This is a genomic window from Desulfosudis oleivorans Hxd3, assembly GCF_000018405.1.
In the GTDB taxonomy this organism is placed as follows: domain Bacteria; phylum Desulfobacterota; class Desulfobacteria; order Desulfobacterales; family Desulfosudaceae; genus Desulfosudis; species Desulfosudis oleivorans.
This window is the reverse complement of sequence record NC_009943.1, coordinates 68,641-90,934: the sequence shown is the minus strand read 5'-3', so window position 1 is coordinate 90,934 and position 22,294 is coordinate 68,641. Positions and strand designations below refer to the sequence as shown.

Sequence of the window (22,294 nt, the reverse complement as noted above, 5' to 3'; positions counted from 1 at the left end):
AGACAAGGACCACGCGTCGATCATATAAGGAGGACCCATGGCCAACACGGAAAAATGGAAACAGATGGCGGAAAAAGAGATGAAGGGCAAGCCGGTCGATTCCCTGTTATGGAAAACACCGGAAGGCGTCACCATCAAGCCCCTTTACACAAAAGAGGACGCGGAAAACCTGTCCCACGTGGACACACTTCCCGGAGAGACCCCCTTTGTGCGGGGGGTCAAGGCCACCATGTACGCGGGACGGCCCTGGACCATTCGCCAGTACGCCGGTTTTTCAACCGCCAAAGAGTCCAACGCCTTTTACCGCAGGAACCTGGCCGCCGGCCAGAAGGGGCTTTCCGTGGCCTTTGACCTGGCCACCCACCGGGGCTACGATTCGGATCATCCCCGGGTGGCGGGGGACGTGGGCAAGGCCGGTGTGGCCATTGACTCGATCGAGGACATGAAGATTCTGTTTGACGGCATTCCCCTGGATAAGATGTCCGTCTCCATGACCATGAACGGCGCGGTCCTGCCGGTGCTGGCCGCCTATATCGTGGCCGCCGAGGAGCAGGGCGTGGACCAGAAACTGCTGGCCGGCACCATTCAGAACGACATATTAAAGGAATATCTCACCCGCAACACATACATCTATCCGCCGACGCCTTCCATGCGTATCGTGTCGGACATCATTCAATACTGTTCGACCCACATGCCCAGATACAACACCATCAGCATCAGTGGTTACCACATGATGGAGGCCGGCGCCGATTCGGTGCTTCAGACCGCCTTTACCCTGGCCGACGGCCTGGAGTACATCAAGGCGGCCCTGGCCGCGGGCCTGGATATCGATGCCTTCGCTCCCCGGCTCTCCTTTTTCTTCGGCATCGGCATGAACTTTTTCATGGAGATTGCCATGCTCCGGGCGGCCCGGCTGCTCTGGTCAGAAATTGTGGGCCGGTTTTCCCCCAAGGATTCCCGGTCTTCCATGCTGCGCACTCACTGCCAGACCTCGGGCTGGAGCCTGACCCAGCAGGATCCCTACAACAACATCATTCGCACCACCCTGGAGTGTCTTTCCGCGGTGCTCGGCGGCACCCAGTCCCTGCACACCAACGCCTTTGACGAGGCCGTGAGCCTGCCCACCGAGCTGTCGGCCCGAGTGGCCAGAAACACCCAGATTATCGTTCAGGAGGAGAGCCATGTCTGCAAGGTGGTGGATCCCCTGGGCGGTTCCTACTACGTGGAAGCCCTGACCGCGGCCATTGCGGACGAGGCCCGCAAGATCATCGCGGAAATCGAGGAGATGGGCGGCATGGCCAAAGCCATTGAAACCGGCATGCCCAAAATGCGCATCGAAGAGGCGGCGGCCCGGCGCCAGGCCCGCATTGACCAGGGAAAAGAGACCGTGGTGGGCGTCAATAAATACAAGGTGGCTGACGAAAGCCCCCTGGAGGTGCGGGAGGTTTCCGAAGCGGTGCGGGAGGAGCAGGAGGCCCGGCTTAAAGAATTGCGGGCGTCGCGGGACAACGAGGCCGTTAAAAAGGCCCTTGAGGCGGTCACCCAATGCGCCGGGTCCGGCGGCAACCTTCTGGAGGCCTGTATTCCCGCGATTCGGGCCCGGGCCACGGTGGGAGAGATCTCCGACGCCATGGAAAAGGTGTTTGGCCGGTTTGTGGCCACCACCCAGTGCATCTCCGGCGTCTATGCCGGCGAGTACGGCGACAGCGAGGTGATTGCCTCCCTGCGAAAACGGACCGACCAGTTTGCCGAAAAGCACGGCCGCAAACCCAGAATCCTGGTGGTCAAGATGGGCCAGGACGGACACGACCGGGGCATCAAGGTGGTGGCCACCGGGTTTGCCGACCTGGGGTTTGACGTGGACATCGGCCCCATGTTCCAGACGCCGGAAGAGGCGGCCAAAATGGCGGTGGAAAACGACGTGCACGTGGTGGGGGTCTCCAGCCTGGCGGCGGGCCACAAGGCCCTGGTGCCCCAGCTGATCGCGGCCCTCAAGGCCGAAGGTGGTGATGATATTCACGTGGTGGCCGGGGGCATCATTCCGCCGGCGGATTACGACGTTCTCCGCTCCGCCGGCGTGGCCGCGGTGTTCGGTCCGGGTACGGTGATCACCGACTCGGCCAACCAGGTGCTGAAGGTGCTGGAAGCCGCAGGGTAACGGCCTTGCATGAAAAAAATAAAAGGCCCGCAGAGCCCACGACGGAAAAGGGCGGAACAACGCGTTTGCGTCAAGATTTTTGTGTTAGAGGCAATTCATATAAATAACAAGTTGGCTCCCTGCTTTTTGCGACGAGGCCGTTCCGTTGCCGCAGCAGGCAATTAAAGGCACTGCCATGTCCACGCCTCAGAAACCTGAAGAGTACATAAAAGGCGTACTGAACCGGGACCGGCGCATGCTGGCCAAAACCATCACCCTGGTGGAAAGCGGCCTGGCCGAACACCGGAAGGTGGCCGGCCAGGTGCTGGGGGAGCTGCTTGCCCACACGGGCAGGGCGATCCGCGTGGGCATCACCGGGGTTCCCGGCGTGGGAAAAAGTGTTTTTATTGAAACCCTGGGCACCTTTCTGACCTGCCAGGGGCTTACCGTGGCCGTGCTGGCCGTGGATCCCAGCAGCGCCCGCAGCGGCGGCAGCGTGCTGGGCGACAAGACCCGCATGGAAAAGCTTTCCGCCGACCCGAGGGCCTTTATTCGGCCGTCGCCGTCGGGAAAAACCCTGGGTGGTATTGCGGCCCGGACCCGGGAGTCCATGCTGGTGTGCGAGGCGGCCGGGTTTGACGTGGTTCTGGTGGAGACCGTGGGCGTGGGCCAGTCCGAAACCGCGGTGGCCGCCATGGTCGATTTTTTTCTGGTCCTGGCCCTGGCCGGGGCCGGGGACGAGTTGCAGGGCATTAAAAAAGGCATTCTGGAGCTGGCCGATGCCGTGGCCGTGACCAAGGCCGACGGCGAAAACATCAAGGCGGCCGACCAGGCCCGGCAGCAGTATGAAGTCGCCCTGCACATGCTGTCTCCATCCGGGTCGGCCTGGTGTCCCAGAGTTTTTACCTGCAGCGCCCTGGCCGGGGAAAATATCGACACGATATGGGAGACCGTTCTGGCGCACAGAAAGACCCTTCAGGCAAGCGGCGAGTTTGAGGCCAAACGGCGCAAGCAGGCCGCCCAGTGGATGTGGCGGCTGCTGGAAGAGGGAATAAAGGAGCGGGTTTTCGCCCTGCCGGAAATTGCTGACAGCCTTTCGGCTGTGGTGTCCCGCGTGGAGCACGGCGAGATCACAGCCGCTGCCGGGGCCGACAAGCTGCTGTTTTATCTTGACAAGCGAATAAAAGTATAGCAGGTTTTTGAGGTTTGTGGTCAATGCGGGCACGAAAACACCCTGCCCCGCCGCCGGCGCATTGTGGCCGCGCACCGGTCGTACCGGACAAAACCGATTTTTACAGCAAGGGGATGTTGAACATGGGCAACACACAGGACAGAATCAGTGAGTTAAAGGAAAAAGAGCGCGCCGTTCGGGAGATGGGCGGCAAAGAGGCCGTGGCCAAGCATAAACAGGCGGGCAAGCTCACGGCCAGGGAGCGGATTGAGGCCCTTTTTGATCCCGGCACCTTTCGGGAGCTGGACATGTTTGTCACCCACCGGTGCACCAACTTCGGCATGGAAAAGGTGGCCATCCCTTCGGAAGGCGTGATCACCGGCCATGGCCGGGTCGAAGGCCGGCCCGTGTTCGCCTATTCCCAGGACTTTACGGCCCGGGCCGGCAGCCTGGGAGAGATGCACGCCAAAAAAATCACCAAGGTCATGGACATGGCCCTCAAGGCCGGAGCCCCGGTGGTGGGCATGAACGACTCGGGCGGGGCGCGCATTCAGGAGGGTATTGACGCGCTGTCCGGATACGGTGAAATTTTTTATCGGAACTCCCTCTGCTCCGGCGTGATTCCCCAGATCTCGGCCATCATGGGCCCCACCGCCGGCGGCGCGGTCTATTCGCCGGCCATGACCGACTGGGTCTTTATGGTCAAAAAGACCAGTTACATGTTTATCACCGGGCCAGAGGTAATCAAGGCGGTGACCGGCGAGTCCATCACCTTTGAAGAGCTGGGCGGCGCCATGACCCACAACGAGAAAAGCGGGGTGGCCCACTTTGCCTGCGAAAACGACCAGGACGCCATTGACCGGATTCGCAAACTGCTTTCCTACATTCCCTCCAACAACATGGAGGACCCGCCGGTGGTCGCTACCGGGGACGATCCTTTCCGCGAAGATCCGGCCCTGGACGCCCTCATGCCCGACGATCCCAACAAGCCGTACGACATGAAAACCGTGATCCGTTCCATCGTGGACAACGGCGAAATTTTTGAGCCCCATGAATATTACGCCAAAAACATTCTGATCTGTTTTGCCCGTATGAACAACCGGAGCCTCGGCATCATCGCCAACCAACCAAGCGTTCAGGCCGGGTGCCTGGACTCCAATGCCGCGGACAAGGCCACGCGGTTTATCCGGTTCTGCGACGCCTTTAACATTCCCCTGCTTACCATTGCCGACGTGCCGGGCTACCTTCCCGGCAAAGACCAGGAGTGGGGGGGTATCATTCGCCACGGTGCCAAGCTGCTCTGGTGCTATTCCGAGGCCACGGTGCCCAAGCTGCTGTTGATCACGCGCAAGGATTATGGTGGCGCCTACCTGGCCATGAGTTCCCGCCATCTGGGCGCGGACATGGTCTATGCATGGCCCACGGCCGAGGTGGCGGTTATGGGGGCAGAAGGCGCGGCCAACATCATCTACCGCAAGGAGATTAAGGGCGCCGATGATCCGGCAGCCAAACGCAAGGAGAAAATCGAGGAGTACAAGGCTCGGTTTTCCAATCCTTACCGGGCGGCTGAAAGAGGATACGTGGACGCAATCATTATGCCCCGGCACACCCGCCAGCATCTCTGCGAGGCCCTGGAGCTGATGTGCACCAAGCGGGAGACCCGGCCGCCCAAGAAACACGGCAATATACCGGTATAACCACTCGCGGAGGCAACCATGAAGGACGGAAACAAAGACAAAAAAATCAAGGCCGCCATCAGCGCGGCGGTTCTTAACTATATAAAGAGTGAAGCGGAGATGGCGGCCGTGGCCGGCCTGGTGGCGGCCAACCGGGGCCGCTCCGCCCTGGAGCAGGGACCGTTTGTCTCCAGAAACACGTGGGGCACGGACAGCCGGCGAACCCAGATGCAGCTGCGCACCCTGATGCAACTCAGGTCCATTAAATAACAGATCAGCTTTCAATCACAGCCAAGGAGATACATACCATGAGCGACCATCATTCAGTCAAAATGACGGCCATGAATTACGACAAGGATCGGCCCAAGGCGGAAAACCCGTTGAAGATCATGGACCTGTCCCTGCGGGACGGCCATCAGTCCCTGTTTGCCACCCGTGGCCGCACCGAGGACATGCTTCCCGTGGCCGGCCTGATGGATGAGGTGGGGTTCTGGGCCGTTGAGGTCTGGGGCGGCGCCACCTTTGACACCATGCACCGGTTTTTAAATGAAGATCCCTGGGAGCGGATTCGCACCCTGAAGCGATATTTCAAAAAAACACCGCTCTCCATGCTGCTGCGGGGCCAGAACCTGGTGGGATACCGGAACTACGCCGATGACGTGGCCCGGGCGTTTGTGGAACGGGCCGCGGAAAACGGCATGGATGTGTTTCGCACCTTTGACGCGCTTAACGATTTTCGCAATTTTGAAACCGTGGTGGAGGTGATCAAGAAGTGCGGCAAGCACTTTCAGGGCACCATCTGCTACTCCATGACCGAACCCCGGCTGGGCGGCGAGGTTTACAATGTCGAGTACTTTGTGACCAAGGCCAAAGAACTGGAAAGCATGGGGGCCGACACCATCTGCATCAAGGACATGGCCGGCCTGGTGGCGCCCTATGACATCTTCAACGTGGTCAAGGCGTTAAAGGAATCCGTCAAGCCCCCCATCCACTTTCACAGCCACTTTACCTCCGGGCTTGCGCCCATGTCCCACCTGAAGGCGGTGGAGGCCGGGGTGGACATTTTAGACACCTGCCTCTCCCCTTATGCCTACCGCACCTCCCATCCGGCGGTGGAGCCCATGGTCATGTCCCTGCTGGGCACCAACCGGGACACGGGCTTTGACATCAACAAGCTGGTGGAGATCACCGAAATCCTGGAAGAGAAGGTGATGCCCAAGTACCGGCAGTTCTTAAATGAGCCCACCATGTCGGTCATCGACATCAACGTGCTGCTGCACCAGACCCCGGGCGGTATGCTCTCCAACCTCTTCGGCCAGCTCAAGGAGATGGACGCCCTGGATCGGCTTAACGAGGTGTACAAAGAGCTGCCCAGGGTGCGCAAGGACCTGGGCCAGATTCCCCTGGTCACGCCCACCAGTCAGATCGTGGGCGTACAGACGGTCAATAACGTGCTGTTTGACAAGGACGGTGAGCGCTACGCCCGCATCACCGACCAGGTCAAGGACCTCTGTTACGGTCTGTACGGCAAGACGTCGGTACCTATTGATTCGGCGCTTCAGAAAAAGGCCCTGGCCGGATATCCCCGGGGCGAGACCCCCTTTACCGGCCGGCCGGCCGAGATTCTCGAGCCTGAACTGGAAGAATCCAAAAAAGAGATCGGCGATCTGGCCGTGGATGAGGATGACCTGATTCTCTACGCCCTTTACCCGGTCACCGGAAAGAAGTTTTTAAAATGGAAGTACGGCCAGGAAGAGCCGCCCGCGTCGGTGCGGGCCAAGAGCCTGGAGCAGGCAAAGGCCGAGCTGGCCCTGGTGGCAAAGGCAAAGGCCGGCAAGGTGGTGGAAAAGACCGACAAGCATGAGATTCCTGAAAAAAGCGAGTCTTTCCGAACATTCCACGTGTTTGTGGACAGCGAGTACTTTGAGGTGGGCGTGGATGAGTCCGGTGATTCGCCGGTAATCAGCTACATTCAGCAGGCAGCGGCCCGCCTCGGGTCGGCCCCGGCCCAGCCCATGGCCGCGGCTCCGGCTGCACCGGCCGCCCCGGCGGCCCAGGCAACAGCGGCACCGGCCGCGCCCGCGCCTGCCCCGGAAGCCAAAACCGAGATCTCGGTGCCGGCAGCGGTGGCGCCGACGGAGGGCACGCCCCTGACCGCGCCCATGCCCGGCATGATCGTCAAATACCTCAAAAAGGTGGGCGACACTGTGGCGGAAGGCGAGACCGTGGTGGTGCTGGAGGCCATGAAGATGGAAAACGCCCTGCCCGCACCGGTGGCCGGGAAAATCGCCTCCATTAACTTTGACAGCGGCGACTCGGTTCCCAAGGACGCCGTACTCTGCGTGGTCAGCTGATGAAGATACACGAATTTCAGACAAAAGAGCTGTTTCGGACATATGGCATTCCCACGCCCGAAGGCCGTATGGTGAACACGGCGGAAGCGGCGGGAGAGGCAGCCGGAGAACTGGGGGGCTTTCCCGTTGTGGTCAAGGCCCAGATTCACGCCGGGGGTCGCGGAAAAGGCGGTGGCGTCAAGCTGGCCAAATCCGCTGATGAAGCCAAATCCCTGGCCGGCGCCATGCTGGGCTCCCGGCTGGTGACCCCCCAGACCGGGCCGGAAGGCACCCTGGTGCAGAAGGTGCTGGTGGAACAGGGGGTGAGCATTGCAAAAGAGCTTTACCTCTCCGTGGTGGCCGACCGGGAAACAGCCGGCATCGTAATCATGGCCAGTGAGGCCGGGGGCATGGACATCGAGGCCGTGGCCGAGACCACGCCGGAAAAGATCCTCAAGGTCTTTGTCAACCCCCTGGCCGGCCTGTCGGCCTTTCACTGCCGCCAGGCCGCATATGGCCTCAACCTGCCGGCCGAGGCGATCAAACCGTTTACTCAGGTGGTGTCCGGCCTGTTTAAGCTTTTTGTGGATTATGATGCCTCCCTGGTGGAGATCAACCCCCTGATTCTTACCACGGACAAGGCGGTGATGGCCCTGGACGCCAAAATCAACTTTGACGACAGCGCATTGTTCCGGCACAAGGATATTCTGGCCCTGAGGGACACTGACGAAGAAGATCCCCTTGAGGTAGAGGCCTCCAGGTTTAACCTGAACTACATCAACATGGACGGCAATGTTGGTAACATGGTCAACGGCGCCGGCCTGGCCATGGCCACCATGGACATTATCAAGCTGGCTGGTGCCGAACCGGCCAACTTCCTGGATGTGGGCGGCGGCGCCAATGCCGAGATGGTGGAAAACGGGTTTCGCATCATTTTAAGCGACCCCAAGGTCAAGTGCATTCTGGTCAACATCTTCGGCGGCATTCTGCGCTGTGATGTGCTGGCCAGCGGCATTGTCCAGGCGGCCAGAAACACGGCCATTCATGTGCCCCTGGTGGTTCGCATGGAGGGCACCAACGTGGACGAGGGTAAGCGGATCCTGGCCGAGTCGGGCCTGGACCTGCATTCAGCGGCCAGCCTCAAGGATGCGGCGGCCAGGGTGGCCCAGGTTGTGGCAGCAGCCTGACCATAACAGCGAAAACGGTTTGAACTCAAGACGGATAGAAATATAAAATGGCGATATTTGTTGATAAAGAGACGCGGCTGGTGGTGCAGGGCATCACCGGCAAGGAGGGCGGCTTTCACACCCGGCAGTGCGTGGCCTACGGCACGAAAGTGGTGGCAGGCGTCACGCCGGGCAAAGGGGGCCAGGACGTTGACGGCATTCCGGTGTTTAACACCGTGGCCGACGCCGTTCACCAGACCGGCGCCAACTGCAGCATGATCTTTGTGCCGCCGGCCTTTGCCGCCGACGCCATCTGCGAGGCCGCATACGCCGGGGTTGACCTGATCGTGGCCATCACCGAGGGCATTCCGGTCCTGGACATGATGCGGGTCAAGCATATCCTCAAGGGCCGGCCGATCCGGCTGATCGGCCCCAACTGCCCGGGCATCATCACTCCGGGCCAGGCCAAGATCGGTATCATGCCCGGTCCCATTCACAAACCGGGCGGCCCCATCGGCGTGGTTTCCCGGTCCGGCACCCTCACCTACGAGGTGGTGCACCAGCTCACCGGCCAGGGCATCGGCCAGACCACCTGTGTGGGCATTGGCGGGGACCCGGTCAACGGCACCGATTTTATCGACTGCTTAAAAGCCTTTCAGAACGACCCGGACACCCGGGGGATTGTCATGGTGGGTGAAATCGGCGGCAATGCCGAGGAAAAGGCCGCTGAATTTATCGCCACCGAAGTCACCAAGCCGGTGGTGGGGTTTGTGGCCGGGCTCACCGCGCCGCCGGGCCGGCGCATGGGCCATGCCGGCGCCATCATCAGCGGCAAAAGCGGCACAGCTGAAGGCAAGCTGGCGGCCCTTGAAGGGGCCGGGGTTCACCTGTGCCGAAACCTGGGCACCCTGGGCGAACTCTGCGCCAGGGTGTTTTGACCGAACCGCCGGCCGTCAATCCATAAGGAGAAGCGCCATGCCACAGGTAAAAGGCTCCATGTTTATCATGTTTGCAACGGCGGTGCGGGCCGACAAATCCGGCGCCATGGATAAATTCCTCACGGATAAGGACCGGGCAGTGATTGCCCAGAGGGTTCTTGCCGGAACCTGGTATCCTTTTGAAACCTATAAAAACTGTTTTACCGCAGTGGCCAGGGTGGTGGCAAAGGACAACCCGGAAACCTTGAGGGAGTGGGGCCGGCAGTACGGAGAAGCCACCATGACCTCGATTTACAAGATCATTCTTCAGAAAAAAGATGCCCGGTCCGCCATGACCGCCTATAACAGCGTGTTTAAAAGTCAGTTCGATTTCGGGAAAACAGAATTCAAAATGGTGTCCGACAGCGAGATCCTCATCGGCCTCATCGGTTTTGATCAGAACTTTACGATCCTGCACCATGTGGCCCAGGGCTGGATGGAGCGCACCATTCAGCTGGTCATCAACAAGCCGGTCCGCTCGGAAATTGCGGGCCACAACTGGGAGGGGACGCCGGCCGTTGTTTTTCGCCTGCGCTGGTAGTTGCCGGGCAGTTTTTCGGCAGCCCGCTTTTTGAGTATTAACCGATTTTTTTTACCAGCTCGGCCACCCGGGCGCCCAGGCGCGTTCCGTTTTCCGTTGCGCTTGCGTCCGGCGCACCCACGCAGGCGGTGCCGTAATGGCCGGTGGCGGCCAACGGATCTCCCACCACAATCATGCCGTAGATCAGCATGCACTGCAAAATCGACAGCATGGTGGTCTCTTTGCCTCCGGTGGGATCCCCGGACGTGGTAAAGGCGGCCCCCACCTTGCCTTCCATCTTGCGGCGGACCCCCACAAAAGCGTCAAACACCTGTTTCAGTTCCGCGGCCATGCCGCCGAAATAGACCGGGGACCCGGCGATAATACCGCCGGCAGCGATAAAATCCTCTTTTGTCACCTCTTCGGTGGACCGAACCACGCTGGAGACTCCTTCCACCGAATCCACCCCCCGGGCAACAGCCTGGGCCAGGGCTTTTGTGTTGCCGCCTTTTGAATAATAAAGAACCAGAACCTGCATGCGCGCCTCCTCATAAAAAAACCCCGCCTGCAAAGCGTCTCTTTGCAGGCGGGGCGGGTGTTTAAAGGTTTATTTTCCGGCTTCTTCGTAGTCGGCGTCGATGACATCATCATCACCGCCGGCAGCGCTGCTGGTTCCGCCGTCCGCAGAGGCCCCTGCGTCACCGCCGGAGGCCTGCTGGCCCTCCTGGGAGGCCTTCTGGTACATGGCCTCGGCCAGCTTGTGGGAGGCCTGGGTCAGTTCGTCGGAAAGCTTTTTGATCTGGTCTGTGTCCGTGGTCTCCTTGGCCTTTTTCAGCTCCTCGATCTTGGCCTGAATTTCGGCCTTTGTGGCGTTGTCCAGCTTGTCTTCGCCCAGCTCCTTGATCGATTTTTCGGTCTGGTAGATCAGGGCGTCAGCCGTGTTCTGTGCCTCCACCAGTTCCCGCTTATTCTTGTCCTCTTCGGCGTGGGCCTCGGCATCCTTGACCAGCTTGTCAATCTCCTCCTTGGAAAGTCCGCTGGAGGCCGTGATCTTGATGGACTGCTCCTTGCCCGTGCCCAGGTCCTTGGCCGAGACCGCCACGATGCCGTTGGCGTCGATGTCAAAGGTCACTTCGATCTGGGGTACACCCCGGGGCGCCGCTGGAATATCGGCCAGGTCGAACCGGCCCAGGGTCTTGTTGTTGGCGGCCATTTCCCGCTCACCCTGAAGCACGTGAATCGACACCGCCGGCTGATTGTCAGCCGCGGTTGAAAAGACCTGGCTCTTTTTCGTGGGAATGGTGGTATTTTTTTCAATCAGCTTGGTCATCACCCCGCCCAGGGTTTCAATGCCCAGGGAAAGCGGGGTCACGTCCAGCAGCAGCACGTCGTTCACATCGCCCTGGAGCACACCGGCTTGAATGGCAGCGCCGATGGCCACAACCTCGTCCGGGTTCACGCTCTTGTTGGGGGCCTTGCCAAAGATCTTTTTCACCCGGTCCTGCACCGCGGGCATGCGGGTCATGCCACCCACCAGGATCACCTCATCGATCTGGGAGGCGGAAAAGCCGGAGTCTTTCAGCGCGGTTTCGCAGGGCTTTGCCATCTTGTCCAGCAGGTCCTCCACCAGCTCTTCCAGCTTGGCCCGGGAGAGCTTGATGTTCAGGTGCTTGGGGCCGTTGGCGTCCGCCGTGATAAAGGGCAGGTTGATGTCGGTCTGCGGAGAGGAGGAGAGCTCCATCTTGGCCTTTTCCGCAGCCTCTTTTAATCGCTGAAGCGCCATCTTGTCCTGGCGCAGGTCAATGCCCTGGTCTTTTTTGAATTCGCTGGCAAGGTAGTCCACCACCCGCAGGTCAAAGTCTTCGCCGCCCAGGTGGGTGTCGCCGTTGGTGGATTTGACCTCAAACACGCCATCCCCGATTTCCAGGACGGAAATATCAAACGTGCCGCCGCCCAGGTCGAATACAGCGATCTTTTCGTCTTTCTTTTTGTCCAGGCCGTAGGCCAGGGAGGCGGCCGTGGGCTCGTTGATAATGCGCAGCACGTTGAGGCCGGCGATTTTGCCGGCGTCTTTGGTGGCCTGTCTCTGGCTGTCGGAAAAATAGGCCGGCACGGTAATCACCGCGTCAGTGACTTTTTCACCCAGGTACTCTTCTGCCGTGTGCTTGATGTCGGCCAGAATAAAGGAGGATATTTCCGCCGGGCTGTACTGCTTGTCACGCAGGTTGATGCGCAGGTCGCCGTTGCCCGCCTTTTCAATTTTGTAGGGCAGCACCTTGATATCGTGCTGGACTTCGGCTGAATCAAATTTCCGGCCGATCAGCCTTTTTACGCCAAACACCGTGTTTTCCGGATTTGTGATGGCCTGTCGCTTGGCCACCTGACCCACCAGCCGTTCGCCGTCCTCGTTGATGGCAACGATGGAGGGTGTGGTGCGGCCGCCCTCGGGGTTGGTGATGACTTTTGCCTCTCCCCCTTCCATCACGGCCACGCAGGAGTTGGTGGTACCAAGATCGATTCCTATTGTTTTAGCCATTGTGTTCCTCCTTACCGAATTTTTATGCGAGAATATTAAAATCTTAAAAGGCGGCTGTGTTAACCACCCGCCGAGTTTCCGTTTTTTCTGCCGGCGGACACCACCACCATGGCGGGCCGCAGCAGCCGGTCGTGAATCATATATCCCTTCTGATACTCCTCTATAACAATATTGGCGTCTGTATCGTCTGTTTCGCGCCGGGCCACGGCCTCGTGAAAGTTGGGGTCAAAGGACCGTCCCAGGGCGTCAATCCGTGTGACGCCGAATTTTTCAAAAACCTTCAAAATTTCCGTTAATGTCATGTCAACGCCGGACAGCAGGCATTCGTTCTGGTCGGCGGTATCCTTTGACGCCACAATGGCCCGCTCCAGGTTGTCCACCACTGACAACAGTTCGCGGATCACGGCTTCGTGAGCGTATTTTTTGAAATCGGCCCACTGTTTTTCCAGCCGCTTCTTGTAGTTGTCAAATTCGGCGGCTGCCCGAAGCAGCTTGTCTTCCACCTTTTTTTTCTCTTCCAGGGCCGCTTCAAGCTGCTGGTCCAGCACCTCAATCGGATCCTCTTCCTGAACCTCCTGGTCCGGGCCGGTGTCCGTCTCCGCTTTCGGCGACGCCTCTTCCGGCCAATCCTCGGTGTTCAGGTCCGCCTCTTCGGCCATCTCCGGCTCCTGTGCTCGCGTGTTGTCGTCCCGTATGCGAATCTTTTTACTCAACCGATTCCTCTCAATCTATACTTTTAATAACCGTTTGAATTTTTATGGTTTCATAAAAATGTCCGATATCTTTTCCCAGGGCCCGCCGGAGCGGTCCACGAATCAGTCACAAAAATAAGAATGATCAGGCCAATGTCAAGAAAAACAAATAAGAAAAACAGGTTGGGAAATCAGGGGGAGTTGAGTGAAAAAAAGATGCCCATTCAAGACCGGGAACGATCCATGACACTGCCTGCACCGGTTATCGCTGCTTCCTTCCGGACCTGACGAGGTTCCCGGCCGTCAGTTGCATGGCGGCCGGCCAAGAATGGGCACCTGCTGTTATAGACATTTGTCTGGCCGGTTGCAAGCTATTTTCCAATTGAAATCGGCCCGGATTCATGCCATTATAGTAAAATCATGGAAAAAAACAGCTGGTTAGAAAAAACAGACCCTCTGCTTGACGCGGTTTGTCGCACCATCGGATGCCACGCCATGATCGCGCCCGGCGAGGCGGTACTGGTCGGGGTATCCGGCGGCCCGGATTCCGTGGCCCTGCTCCACGCCCTTGTCCGGCTTCAGCCGGAACTGGCTGTGGCCCGCGTCAGTGTGGCCCATGTGCACCACGGCCTGCGCGGTGCCGAGGCCGATGCTGACCAGGCGTTTGTGGCCGCCCTGGCCGAGAGGCTGGGCCTTCCGTTTTACACCGAAAAAATCGATGTGGCAGCCGCGGCCCGCAACACAGGGGCCTCGGTGGAGGATGCGGCCCGAACAGCCAGGTACCGGTTCTTTTCTGATACGGCCGCGGCCCACGGCTACCATAAGATCGCCACGGCCCACCATGCCGGAGACAATGCCGAGTGGGTGCTGATGAACCTGGTGCGCGGCGCCGGGCCGGAAGGGCTTTCCGGCATTCCACCGGTGCGGGAGAACATCATCCGGCCCCTGATTCATGTGTCCAGGGAAGATATCCTGGCGTTTCTTACCCATGGCGGCATGGATTATGTTGAAGACAGCACCAATGCCGACCTCACGTTCACGCGCAACCGGGTGCGCCATCACCTGCTGCCCCTGATCGAAGAACACTACAATCCCGGGATTGCGGCGTGCCTGAACCGGGTCGCCGAAATTTTTCGCGAAGAGTCCCTGTGGATCAGGGACATGGTGTCCGGCCTTTTTGAACAGGCGGTCCTGCTGTGTGAACCGGGGCGGGTGGTGCTGAAGGCCGGCTTTGTGCAAGCCCTGCCCCTGGCGGCCCGGCGGCGGCTGGTGCGCAGGGTGCTTGAAATCGTCAAAGGGGACCTGCGGCGCATCACCTTTGATCACGCCGAAGCCGTGTGCCGGGGCGTGGACCGGACCTTTGGCCTGGACCTGCCCGACGCCGTCCATGTTTCCGGAAACGAGCAGGAGCTGGTGTTTTCCGACACGGCCGTCTGCCCGGCAACAGCCACACCACAGGTAAAACCGTTTTCGTACACCCTGTTTGACACCGGCCTTGGCAATGGTTCGGTCACCATTACCGAAACCGGGATCACCCTTGGTTTTGCGCTGGCGCCTTGCGCGGCCCCGGCAAACCTTCAGCACAACGACCGGCGCACGGCCCTGCTGGACGCGGAAAAACTGACCTGCCCGCTGACCATTCGCAATGTCCGGCCCGGAGACCGGTTTGTGCCCCTGGGCATGACAGGGTCCCAGAAGGTCAGCGATTTTTTTATCAACACCCGGGTAGCTCCCATCGACCGGGCCGCCTGCCCGGTGGTGGAGTCCGGCGGCGCCATTGTCTGGGTGGCCGGCCACCGCATGGCCGAACACGTGAAACTCACCCCTGCCTCGCGGCAGGTGCTGAAAGCAAAAATTTTATAAACAGCCCGGGTTCGGGTCCGGGGAAAGAGCGAGCATTCATGGAAACCAATACTATTGACAAGAGCTTTGTGATCGGCATCATGAACCGGCTGGAGTTTTTTAAAAACTTTACCGCCGAAGAAAAAGAGAGCCTGGTCCATTTTTATCAGCACATCGTGGCCTTTCAGCCCGGCGAGATCATCATTCGGGACGGAGACCGGGATGACACATCCTTTTTTATCCTGCTTTCCGGAGAGGCCGTGGTGACCAAGGGAAAGCAGTGCCGGCCCATTGCCCGGCTTGCGCCCGGAGATTTTTTCGGCGAGATATCGTTTTTAACCAAAACCCCCCGCACCGCCACCATCTCCGCGGAAATGGAGCTGATCGTGATCAAGGTGGACGAGATCATGATTCGGGAGCTGGGCCCACCGGTGCGGGAAAAGATCAAGGACAATATCATTGCCAAGCTGGTGGAGCGGCTGCGCCGCATGAATGAAATGGTGGAGCAGCTTTCAATTTAATCGCTATCGCTATCGGGATCGCTATCGAAATCGAAACCGGCGGATCATTGCTCTGTTTTTTGACGGGTGTCACGGGCAAAGGCGCAAAGCCTTGCCCGTGTTTATTTTAAACGTCATTGCGAGGAGCAAAGCGACGAAGCAATCTTATCCGCTCAAGGCGTCATTGCGCCTGTCCGCCATAGCCGTAGGCGAAGGCGGAAGCGCAACGAAGCAATCTTTACCATTAAACCGGTTTTTTCTCCCTTGCTTTTCCGTGTACTTTTCTTGGCGGCAAGAAAAGTACCAAAAGAACCGCGCCCCGCGGCTTGGCCACGCACAGGCGTGGCTTTCCTCGCTCGAAGAATTTTTCGGCGCGAAAATGAACTCGCCCGCCTGCGGCGTTTTTGTAGGGGCAACCCGCGGTTGCCCATCAGTCGGGCGGCCGCCGGCCGCCCCTACATTACCTGCTCGCTTTTCCCGAAAAAGTCTCCTCACTCGGCTGCGCCGCAAAGGGCGAAGGCTTGCCATTGATGTCCGGACGGGACATGCCTGCGGAAAATCAAATGTAGGGGCGACCTTCAGGTCGCCAAAAACCGGGTGGGCTTCTTTGCCGGCCGCGTTTTGCTGCATTGTAAATGTTCATGGGTGCCACGGGCCAAGCGATAGCTTGCCCGTGTTTGTTTTGAGCGTCATTGCGAGGAGCAAAGCGACGAAGCAATCTTTACCGGACTGATGTTCACGGGCAACCTGCGGTTTGCCCGTGCCACCCGATAAAGAACAAGCCGCACCGGCATGCAGTACTCCCACAAAGTAAAGCCGGCCGTGCACCCCCGGGAGCGCCGCACCCCAGTGCGGCAACAAAAACGGCCGGGTGCCTCGTCAATAGCCTTTCTGTCCCGCACGACCTCCACCGTACCCGGCTTGCATGTCGGGCTGTAGCCCCCAGGGCGAAGGCCGAACCCCGGCGATCCAGCATAGAATTGACCTGTAATACCTTATTTTGGAGGCGACGATTGCGATACTTATTGTGTCGGGTGTGATGGTGACGGTGTATTCGGATCAGTCGGTTAGTGTCCATCCATCTGCTATGAGGACACAAGCAACGTTTCCAATCCAGAAATGAGAATTTTTTCGCAAGGTCAAGGAAAACAAGGCGTTTGCGCGGAGGCGTACTGTTGTACGTCGCACAAGCAAGCCCGCAGTTTGACGCAGAGATTGCGGGAAAAGGCTATTTGTGGATGGAAACCGGTTAGTTTTGATAGGACGGAGAGGGATTATGCTTATAGTTTGCAGAATCAGATTTTGGAGCAGATTGCGGAGAATCGGAGTTTAAGAAAGGATGCTGTTGAGGTTAAGTTTGATTTGCGGGGCGACCCGGTGTTTGCGATGTTGGATGATTTTGTGGCGAGTAAGGTTCCGGTGAATGTGGGTTATATTTTGCGGGTTTGTAATATCAGCGACCCGGAAGACCATTGTAAGTTGCCGTCGATAGTTTTTACGGCGATTCCGGAGAAGGATGTTTTTGCGGATAGTGTGATTATCTCGTCGGATTTGGGGGATGGGAGTGACGAGCCGGTTTTTTCGCCGAAGGAGGTTAAGTTGTTTTTCTGGGAGGGAATGTGACCGAGGATGTGCCGTGTCAGGATTATTGTTATACGGATGTGGCGGCTCCGCCGTTTTGTAAGGATGATGATTTGGGTAAGGTGTTTAGAAATATTTGTGGGGAAGATGGCGACGGGGATGATTGTTTAGAATTTAAATCTGGCGTGGAAGATTATGTGCCTTGTGATTCCGGCGAGCTTTGTGTGGATGGGGAGGGAGTTTGTAGTCCTTGTAAGAAGGTGCAGTGTGCGGATTTAGAATATAAAGGAGAAGTTTGTGTTGTGAGTCGTTATAGCGACAAGTGTATCGGCTTTGATTATGCACGAGAGGGGGGGGATGCATGCGGAAGATTTAGTGATGATTATTCTTTCCAATGCTTCAATTATAAAGACTTGCAGTGGAGCGGGTGTTCTGAAAGCCCTGTTTGTCCTACGATTACAATTCCAGGAGCAGGACTTAGCGGAATAGGGGCGGGCTCTGTGCCGATTGATTTAGAAGTTCCTCTACACAAAATTCCAGATTCCGAGGTTCCTTGTATTTGTGATGATACGGCGCCGGTGGTTGAGGATGAGGATGAGGTTTGTGTAGATACAACTTGGACGCCTGCGAGAAGCACGGTTTGTTCGGGAGAGTCGTTTACTCAGACCAGCAACTGCGGAAATACGAGAACGAAAACGGGAACAAAGACCTGTGTGCCGACTTGTACGGTGAGCAGTTGGACGCCGGCTACAAGTACGGTTTGCTCTGGGGTTTCGTTTACTCAGACAAGTAATTGTGATACTACGAGAACAAGAGTTGGGACTAAGAATTGTACGGCGAAGTTAAGCCTTGATTTCAGTAACGTTCAGTATAAGTGGATAAGCCCTTACCATTATTATTATCATACGAGGACGTTCAAGGAGACGGGCGGGGTTGGGGTGACGCTGACGAGCGCGCAGTTATGCGATAAAGCTGGATGTGATCCGAAGGAAATTGTTAATTACAGAATTGAGAAGAACAACAATTTGATACACTTAAATAAAAGATTCTGGACTCCTTATAACACCGAATCGTTTACACTGAAATATTGGGGAGCAGATGATAATGGAAATGCTATTTATGTGGAACAATATATGTGCGTGAGGGGAACCTCTTCATATCCAAACGTTCTTGTTTGCTAATCTTTTAACCAAATAGAAATTTTTAATTTTAATTAACAATCTCCGCCAGAACCACCACCGCTTCCACTTCCGCCGCCGTCTTTCTCTACGGACAGGGGGTTTTCCACGGTGTATTTCTTTCCGGTTTTTTCAAAGTATAATTCAAGACTGTTTTCATTTTGTAATATCGTTGCCTCTAATCTTGTCGCGCCTGTTTTTGGGTCAATGGATGTCAGTTGCTTTGCAATGCTTTGCCCCGGCACGTAAGTTGGCATTTCCGAAGGCGATATTTCTCTCCAGGTCTGCCCCTTTTCAATATCAAGTCCGCCGTCCTCGTCAATCACGGTCGCGTCCAGCCCGTTGGTGTAAACTTTGGCCCCCGCGTTGCAACACGAAAAATCATTTACAGAAATATCGTTGGTCTTTACCGGCGTGTAAACGCATCCGGCTGCAAGCAGCACCAAACCAGTCATACCAGCAACGGCAGTTTTTCCCGCTTTCGAGTTGACAAGATCGTTCATATTCGCCCCTCTGCTTCAAATGTTTGGATTGCATGAGAAATTAGCAACACGGCCGGGGCATGTCAACAGTTTTGTGGCAGGGGGTTGATTTGGATTACTCAAACTCACTCCTTCGTCATCGCCGGTCCCGGATCGGAGTCCGGGATGACGGACCCGGCGATCCAGAATAAAAATGATTCAATGCCTTGTTAAATAAGGTAACAGGTCAACTTTACACTGGATTGCTCAATCAAGTTGGGCAATGACGGGTGTGGGTGATCGTTGGGGACATGAAAGTTTGTTGAAGCGTGGTCTGCCGTTTGAGTTGCCGCACTGGGGTGCGGCGCTCCCGGGTGTGCATGGCCGGCTTTGCTTTGTGGGAGTACTGCATACAGGTGCGTCTTATTCTTTAACGGGTGGCACGGGCCAAGGCCGAATGGCCTTGCCCGTGAGCGGCAGCACGGGAACACGGCACGGGCAAGCTGTCGCTTGGCCCGTGGCACCCATCAGAGGACTGGTGTTCAATGACGGGCCGAACGTCAATGAGAGCCTTCGCCCATTGCGGCGCAGCCGAGCGCAAGCGGGTTTTCCGGCAAAAAGCGGGCAGGCTGTCTGAGCACCGCCGCAGGCGGGCGAGTTCCTGCCCGCGCCGGAAAACCCGTTTGCGCGAGGGAAGCCGAAGGCCAAGCCGCGGGGCGCGGTTCTTTTGGTACTTTTCTTGCCGCCAAGAAAAGTACACGGAAAAGCAGGGGAGGAAAAATCGATTTTAATGGTAAAGATTGCTTCGCTTCGCTCGCAATGACACATGAGAGGAGAGCCATCGGGAAGCGATCTGCCGGTGTCGATCCCGATACCGATAGCGATCCCGATTTCGATTAAGGAATGAAGGTCAATTTTACACTGGATTGCCCAATCAGGTTGGGCAATGACGGGTGCGCCGCCGCCAGGCGCCTACTCCTCCCGCAGCACTCTTGTGTCGAGCAACTGCACTTCGATGAGGGTGCCGGCGTCCAGCACTTCTGTGCCTTCGGGAATGCGAATCAGGGCGTTTTTGCCGGCCATGGACTGAAGCCTGCTTCTTTGCTGGAGCGGCACAACCACCAGCGCTTTTTCTTCTTTTCTGACCTCGGCGTGAACAAACTGGGTCCAGTGGCCTACGCCTCGAACGGTTTCGGCCAGCCGGGCCGACACCACGGGAAACCGAGGCCGCTGGTGGCCCCGCATTTTCAGGACCCCGGGCAGGGCGATCTGAAGAAAGGCCATCTCGTTGGATGGGGGGCCGCCGGGCAGGCAGAAAAAGGGTTTGTCTTCCAGAAACCCGAAGGCGATGGCTTTTCCCGGCCCCATGCGCACCCGGTGGTAAATGCCTTTCCAGTCCAGGGATTCAAGCACCTTGAGCATCAGGTCCTTTTCACTTCCCCAGATGCCGCCGCTGGAGATAAACAGGTCCACATGATCGATCTGCTCCCGGATTGTTGAGACCACGGCCTCCTCGGTGTCTCTGGCAAAGCAGACCCGGCTGTCAATTCTGTGCTGTGTCAGCCAGGCGCAGATTTCCGTGATGTTGCTGGCATAGAGCTTTCCCTCGGGCAGGGGCTTTCCCGGGGCCACCACCTCGTCGCCCGTGGCCATGACGCAAACCACCGGGCTTTTGAACACGGTTGCCCGGTCCAGGCCCGCGGTTGCCAGGAGCCCTACCAGGGGCGGTGTGGCCCGGTCGAACTTTTTGGCAACCGCCTGTCCCTTTTGAATGTCCGTGCCCTTTTGAAGAATATTTCTGCCGGGCCCGGCCGTGTTGTAACAGGCCAGCCGGTTTTCGGCCAAACGGGTGAACTCTTCGGCCAGCACGGCATCGGCCCCCTGGGGAATGGGTGCGCCCGTTGTAATGCGGATGGCCCGGCCCGCCGCCACCTTCAGGCGTGTTGCTGCCCCGGCCGAGATACTGCCGGCCATTTCAAGAAAAACCGGGCTTTCCGGGCCGGCTTTCTGAAGGTCTCCGGACCGGACCGCATACCCGTCCTTGAGCGAGGCGTTCACTGACGGGCTGTCCACGCTTGATACCACGTCTTCGGCAAGGACCCGGTCGGTCAGCCGGTCCAGGCCGAGGGTTTCGGTTTTCCGGGCAACGATGCTTGAAAAGGTCAGTTCCTGAGCTTCGTCAAAGCCGATCTCTTTTTTCATAAAGTGTCCGTGACCAAGGATGTTTTTTATTTGAATATTATCCGCCTGCCCGGCGATTTGCAACCGTCATTGCCGGGCCGGGGGATTTGATCTTGACAGATTTCTTTCTACTATATTAAAGTGCAACGTACCACTTTTAATTTTCCGTGAAAGGACCTGCCATGAGCCTGATGCAAGTGGGCTACTATCTGAAAAAACGGCAAATCCCCCCCCTGGCCCTGATTCCTGACCCCATTTTGGACACCCTGGCCGGGGTCTCCAGTTTTCGGGGCCGGTTTCAGACCCTGACCGGGATTGAGCGGGCCCTGACCGCGTTTCGCCACAAGGAGCCGGACCATGTGCCGGTTTCACCCATCTTGTGCGCCGGTGCCCGGCAGATATCGGGCATCACCTTTCCCGACTACGCGCTGGACGGGGAAAAGGCGGCCAAAGTTTTTATGGACGGGTACAATTTTGTGGGCGGCGACGCCGTTGTGCTGCTGCTGGACCTCTCCGTTGAGGCCGCCGACTTCGGCCAGGCCATTATCTACCCACTCAACTCCACGCCCATGCCGGACTACAAGAACCCTGTGATCACCCACCACGACCAGTACCGGGCACTTAAGTCCATTCGGTTTTCCGAGGCAAAACGGATGCAGGAGTTTGTAAAACTCTGCCGTATCGTGGTGGAAGAGGTGGGCCTGCGGGCCATTGTATCCGGGTTTGTGTTCGGCCCCTTAGGCATTCTGGCCATGATGCGGGGCGCGGAAAACCTGTTCAAGGAGTGCCGCCTCTATCCAAAAGAGGTGATGGCCGCCTGCGACACCATCACCGAAGTGTTGGTCGAGTTTGTGCTGGCCCAGTGTGAGGCCGGGGTGCCGGCCATTGCCATTGACACCCTGTTTGCCTCAAGAAGCGGCCTGCCCAAAGACCTGTGGGAAGAGATCGAAGGCCCCTTTGCCGGAGAGATCAGCCGGGCCATCAAGTCCACCGGCAGGATCGTGGCCATTCACAACTGCGGTGACGCCCCCTATTTTGACGCCCAGATCCGCTCCATGGACCCGGCCCTGATCAATTTTTCCGAGCTTCCCGATGACTGCGCCTCCCGCAGGGAGATGAAAGAAAAGTACGGTGACCGCATCACCCTGATGGGCCATGTGCCCACCCCGCTGCTGGTCCACGGATCGCCCCAGGAAGTGATCGACGAGTGCAGGCGCCACATCGACGACCTGGCGCCTGGCGGGGGTTATATCCTGTCACCGGGATGCGAGTATCCGCCCAACATCAGCCTGGTCAATGCCTTTGCCCTGATTCACGCGGCCAAAACCCATGGGAGAAAATAG

Annotated in this window: 18 protein-coding genes and 1 other RNA gene; 13 read left to right on the top strand and 6 right to left on the bottom strand. The window is 57.9% G+C overall.

Translation table 11 applies throughout. The features are described from left to right. The first annotated feature begins 37 nt into the window (after nucleotides 1–37). The 8 genes from scpA to DOLE_RS00360 all read left to right on the top strand — a co-directional run bounded on the left by scpA (nucleotide 38) and on the right by DOLE_RS00360 (nucleotide 10,001). Nucleotides 38–2,158, top strand: coding sequence for a methylmalonyl-CoA mutase (gene scpA / locus DOLE_RS00395; RefSeq protein ID WP_012173508.1), 2,121 nt, complete (start codon nucleotides 38–40; stop codon nucleotides 2,156–2,158). Between the two features lie 175 nt (nucleotides 2,159–2,333). Further along, complete coding sequence (meaB, locus tag DOLE_RS00390; RefSeq protein ID WP_012173507.1) at nucleotides 2,334–3,329, top strand: methylmalonyl Co-A mutase-associated GTPase MeaB; 996 nt, start codon at nucleotides 2,334–2,336, stop codon at nucleotides 3,327–3,329. A 122-nt stretch (nucleotides 3,330–3,451) separates the two neighbouring features. Continuing rightward, nucleotides 3,452–5,005, top strand: coding sequence for an acyl-CoA carboxylase subunit beta (locus DOLE_RS00385; RefSeq protein WP_012173506.1), 1,554 nt, complete (start codon nucleotides 3,452–3,454; stop codon nucleotides 5,003–5,005). An 18-nt stretch (nucleotides 5,006–5,023) separates the two neighbouring features. Next, nucleotides 5,024–5,254 (top strand): hypothetical protein, encoded by a 231-nt coding sequence (locus DOLE_RS00380; RefSeq protein ID WP_012173505.1) that lies wholly within the window; start codon nucleotides 5,024–5,026, stop codon nucleotides 5,252–5,254. Between the two features lie 38 nt (nucleotides 5,255–5,292). After that, entirely contained in the window at nucleotides 5,293–7,338 is a 2,046-nt protein-coding gene (locus DOLE_RS00375) for a pyruvate carboxylase subunit B (protein WP_012173504.1), read from the top strand. Next, nucleotides 7,338–8,504: an ADP-forming succinate--CoA ligase subunit beta gene (sucC, locus tag DOLE_RS00370; protein WP_012173503.1), complete on the top strand. Its 1,167-nt coding sequence runs from the start codon at nucleotides 7,338–7,340 to the stop codon at nucleotides 8,502–8,504. The genes DOLE_RS00375 and sucC overlap by 1 nt, the downstream gene beginning before the upstream one ends. Before the next feature lie 47 nt (nucleotides 8,505–8,551). Beyond that, on the top strand, nucleotides 8,552–9,421 hold the full coding sequence (sucD, locus tag DOLE_RS00365; RefSeq protein WP_012173502.1) for a succinate--CoA ligase subunit alpha: 870 nt from the start codon (nucleotides 8,552–8,554) through the stop codon (nucleotides 9,419–9,421). Between the two features lie 37 nt (nucleotides 9,422–9,458). After that, nucleotides 9,459–10,001: a hypothetical protein gene (locus DOLE_RS00360; RefSeq protein ID WP_041280265.1), complete on the top strand. Its 543-nt coding sequence runs from the start codon at nucleotides 9,459–9,461 to the stop codon at nucleotides 9,999–10,001. A gap of 37 nt (nucleotides 10,002–10,038) precedes the next feature. Here DOLE_RS00360 and DOLE_RS00355 read toward each other — a convergent pair whose 3' ends face one another. From DOLE_RS00355 to ffs, 4 genes are all read right to left on the bottom strand, one after another. Continuing rightward, nucleotides 10,039–10,518: a flavodoxin family protein gene (locus DOLE_RS00355; RefSeq protein ID WP_012173500.1), complete on the bottom strand. Its 480-nt coding sequence runs from the start codon at nucleotides 10,516–10,518 to the stop codon at nucleotides 10,039–10,041. A 69-nt stretch (nucleotides 10,519–10,587) separates the two neighbouring features. Beyond that, nucleotides 10,588–12,516 (bottom strand): molecular chaperone DnaK, encoded by a 1,929-nt coding sequence (dnaK, locus tag DOLE_RS00350; protein WP_012173499.1) that lies wholly within the window; start codon nucleotides 12,514–12,516, stop codon nucleotides 10,588–10,590. Nucleotides 12,517–12,575: 59 nt separating this feature from the next. Then, entirely contained in the window at nucleotides 12,576–13,229 is a 654-nt protein-coding gene (gene grpE / locus DOLE_RS00345; protein WP_012173498.1) for a nucleotide exchange factor GrpE, read from the bottom strand. A 204-nt stretch (nucleotides 13,230–13,433) separates the two neighbouring features. Then, an RNA gene (ffs, locus tag DOLE_RS17755) (signal recognition particle sRNA small type) lies at nucleotides 13,434–13,532 on the bottom strand. A 96-nt stretch (nucleotides 13,533–13,628) separates the two neighbouring features. Between ffs and tilS the strand changes: the two genes are divergently transcribed. The 4 genes from tilS (at nucleotide 13,629) to DOLE_RS18095 (ending at nucleotide 18,312) form a co-directional block, all read left to right on the top strand. After that, a complete protein-coding gene (gene tilS, locus DOLE_RS00340) occupies nucleotides 13,629–15,071 on the top strand; it encodes a tRNA lysidine(34) synthetase TilS (RefSeq protein WP_012173497.1) in 1,443 nt (480 codons plus the stop codon). Between the two features lie 38 nt (nucleotides 15,072–15,109). Beyond that, nucleotides 15,110–15,571 carry a cyclic nucleotide-binding domain-containing protein gene (locus tag DOLE_RS00335; protein WP_012173496.1) on the top strand — a complete coding sequence of 154 codons (462 nt, stop codon included), beginning with the start codon at nucleotides 15,110–15,112 and terminating at the stop codon, nucleotides 15,569–15,571. Nucleotides 15,572–16,753: 1,182 nt separating this feature from the next. Then, a complete protein-coding gene (locus DOLE_RS00330) occupies nucleotides 16,754–17,173 on the top strand; it encodes a hypothetical protein (RefSeq protein WP_153304320.1) in 420 nt (139 codons plus the stop codon). Further along, nucleotides 17,170–18,312 (top strand): hypothetical protein, encoded by a 1,143-nt coding sequence (locus tag DOLE_RS18095; protein WP_012173494.1) that lies wholly within the window; start codon nucleotides 17,170–17,172, stop codon nucleotides 18,310–18,312. Before DOLE_RS00330 ends, DOLE_RS18095 begins: the two co-directional genes overlap by 4 nt. Before the next feature lie 32 nt (nucleotides 18,313–18,344). Here the strand turns inward: DOLE_RS18095 and DOLE_RS00320 are convergent, their stop codons facing one another. Together DOLE_RS00320 and DOLE_RS00315 are read right to left on the bottom strand one after the other, a co-directional pair. Further along, complete coding sequence (locus DOLE_RS00320) at nucleotides 18,345–18,812, bottom strand: hypothetical protein (RefSeq protein ID WP_012173493.1); 468 nt, start codon at nucleotides 18,810–18,812, stop codon at nucleotides 18,345–18,347. Nucleotides 18,813–19,742: 930 nt separating this feature from the next. Next, on the bottom strand, nucleotides 19,743–20,972 hold the full coding sequence (locus tag DOLE_RS00315; protein ID WP_012173492.1) for a molybdopterin molybdotransferase MoeA: 1,230 nt from the start codon (nucleotides 20,970–20,972) through the stop codon (nucleotides 19,743–19,745). A gap of 161 nt (nucleotides 20,973–21,133) precedes the next feature. Here DOLE_RS00315 and DOLE_RS00310 point away from each other — a divergent pair, with 161 nt between their 5' ends. Continuing rightward, nucleotides 21,134–22,294 carry a uroporphyrinogen decarboxylase family protein gene (locus tag DOLE_RS00310; RefSeq protein ID WP_012173491.1) on the top strand — a complete coding sequence of 387 codons (1,161 nt, stop codon included), beginning with the start codon at nucleotides 21,134–21,136 and terminating at the stop codon, nucleotides 22,292–22,294.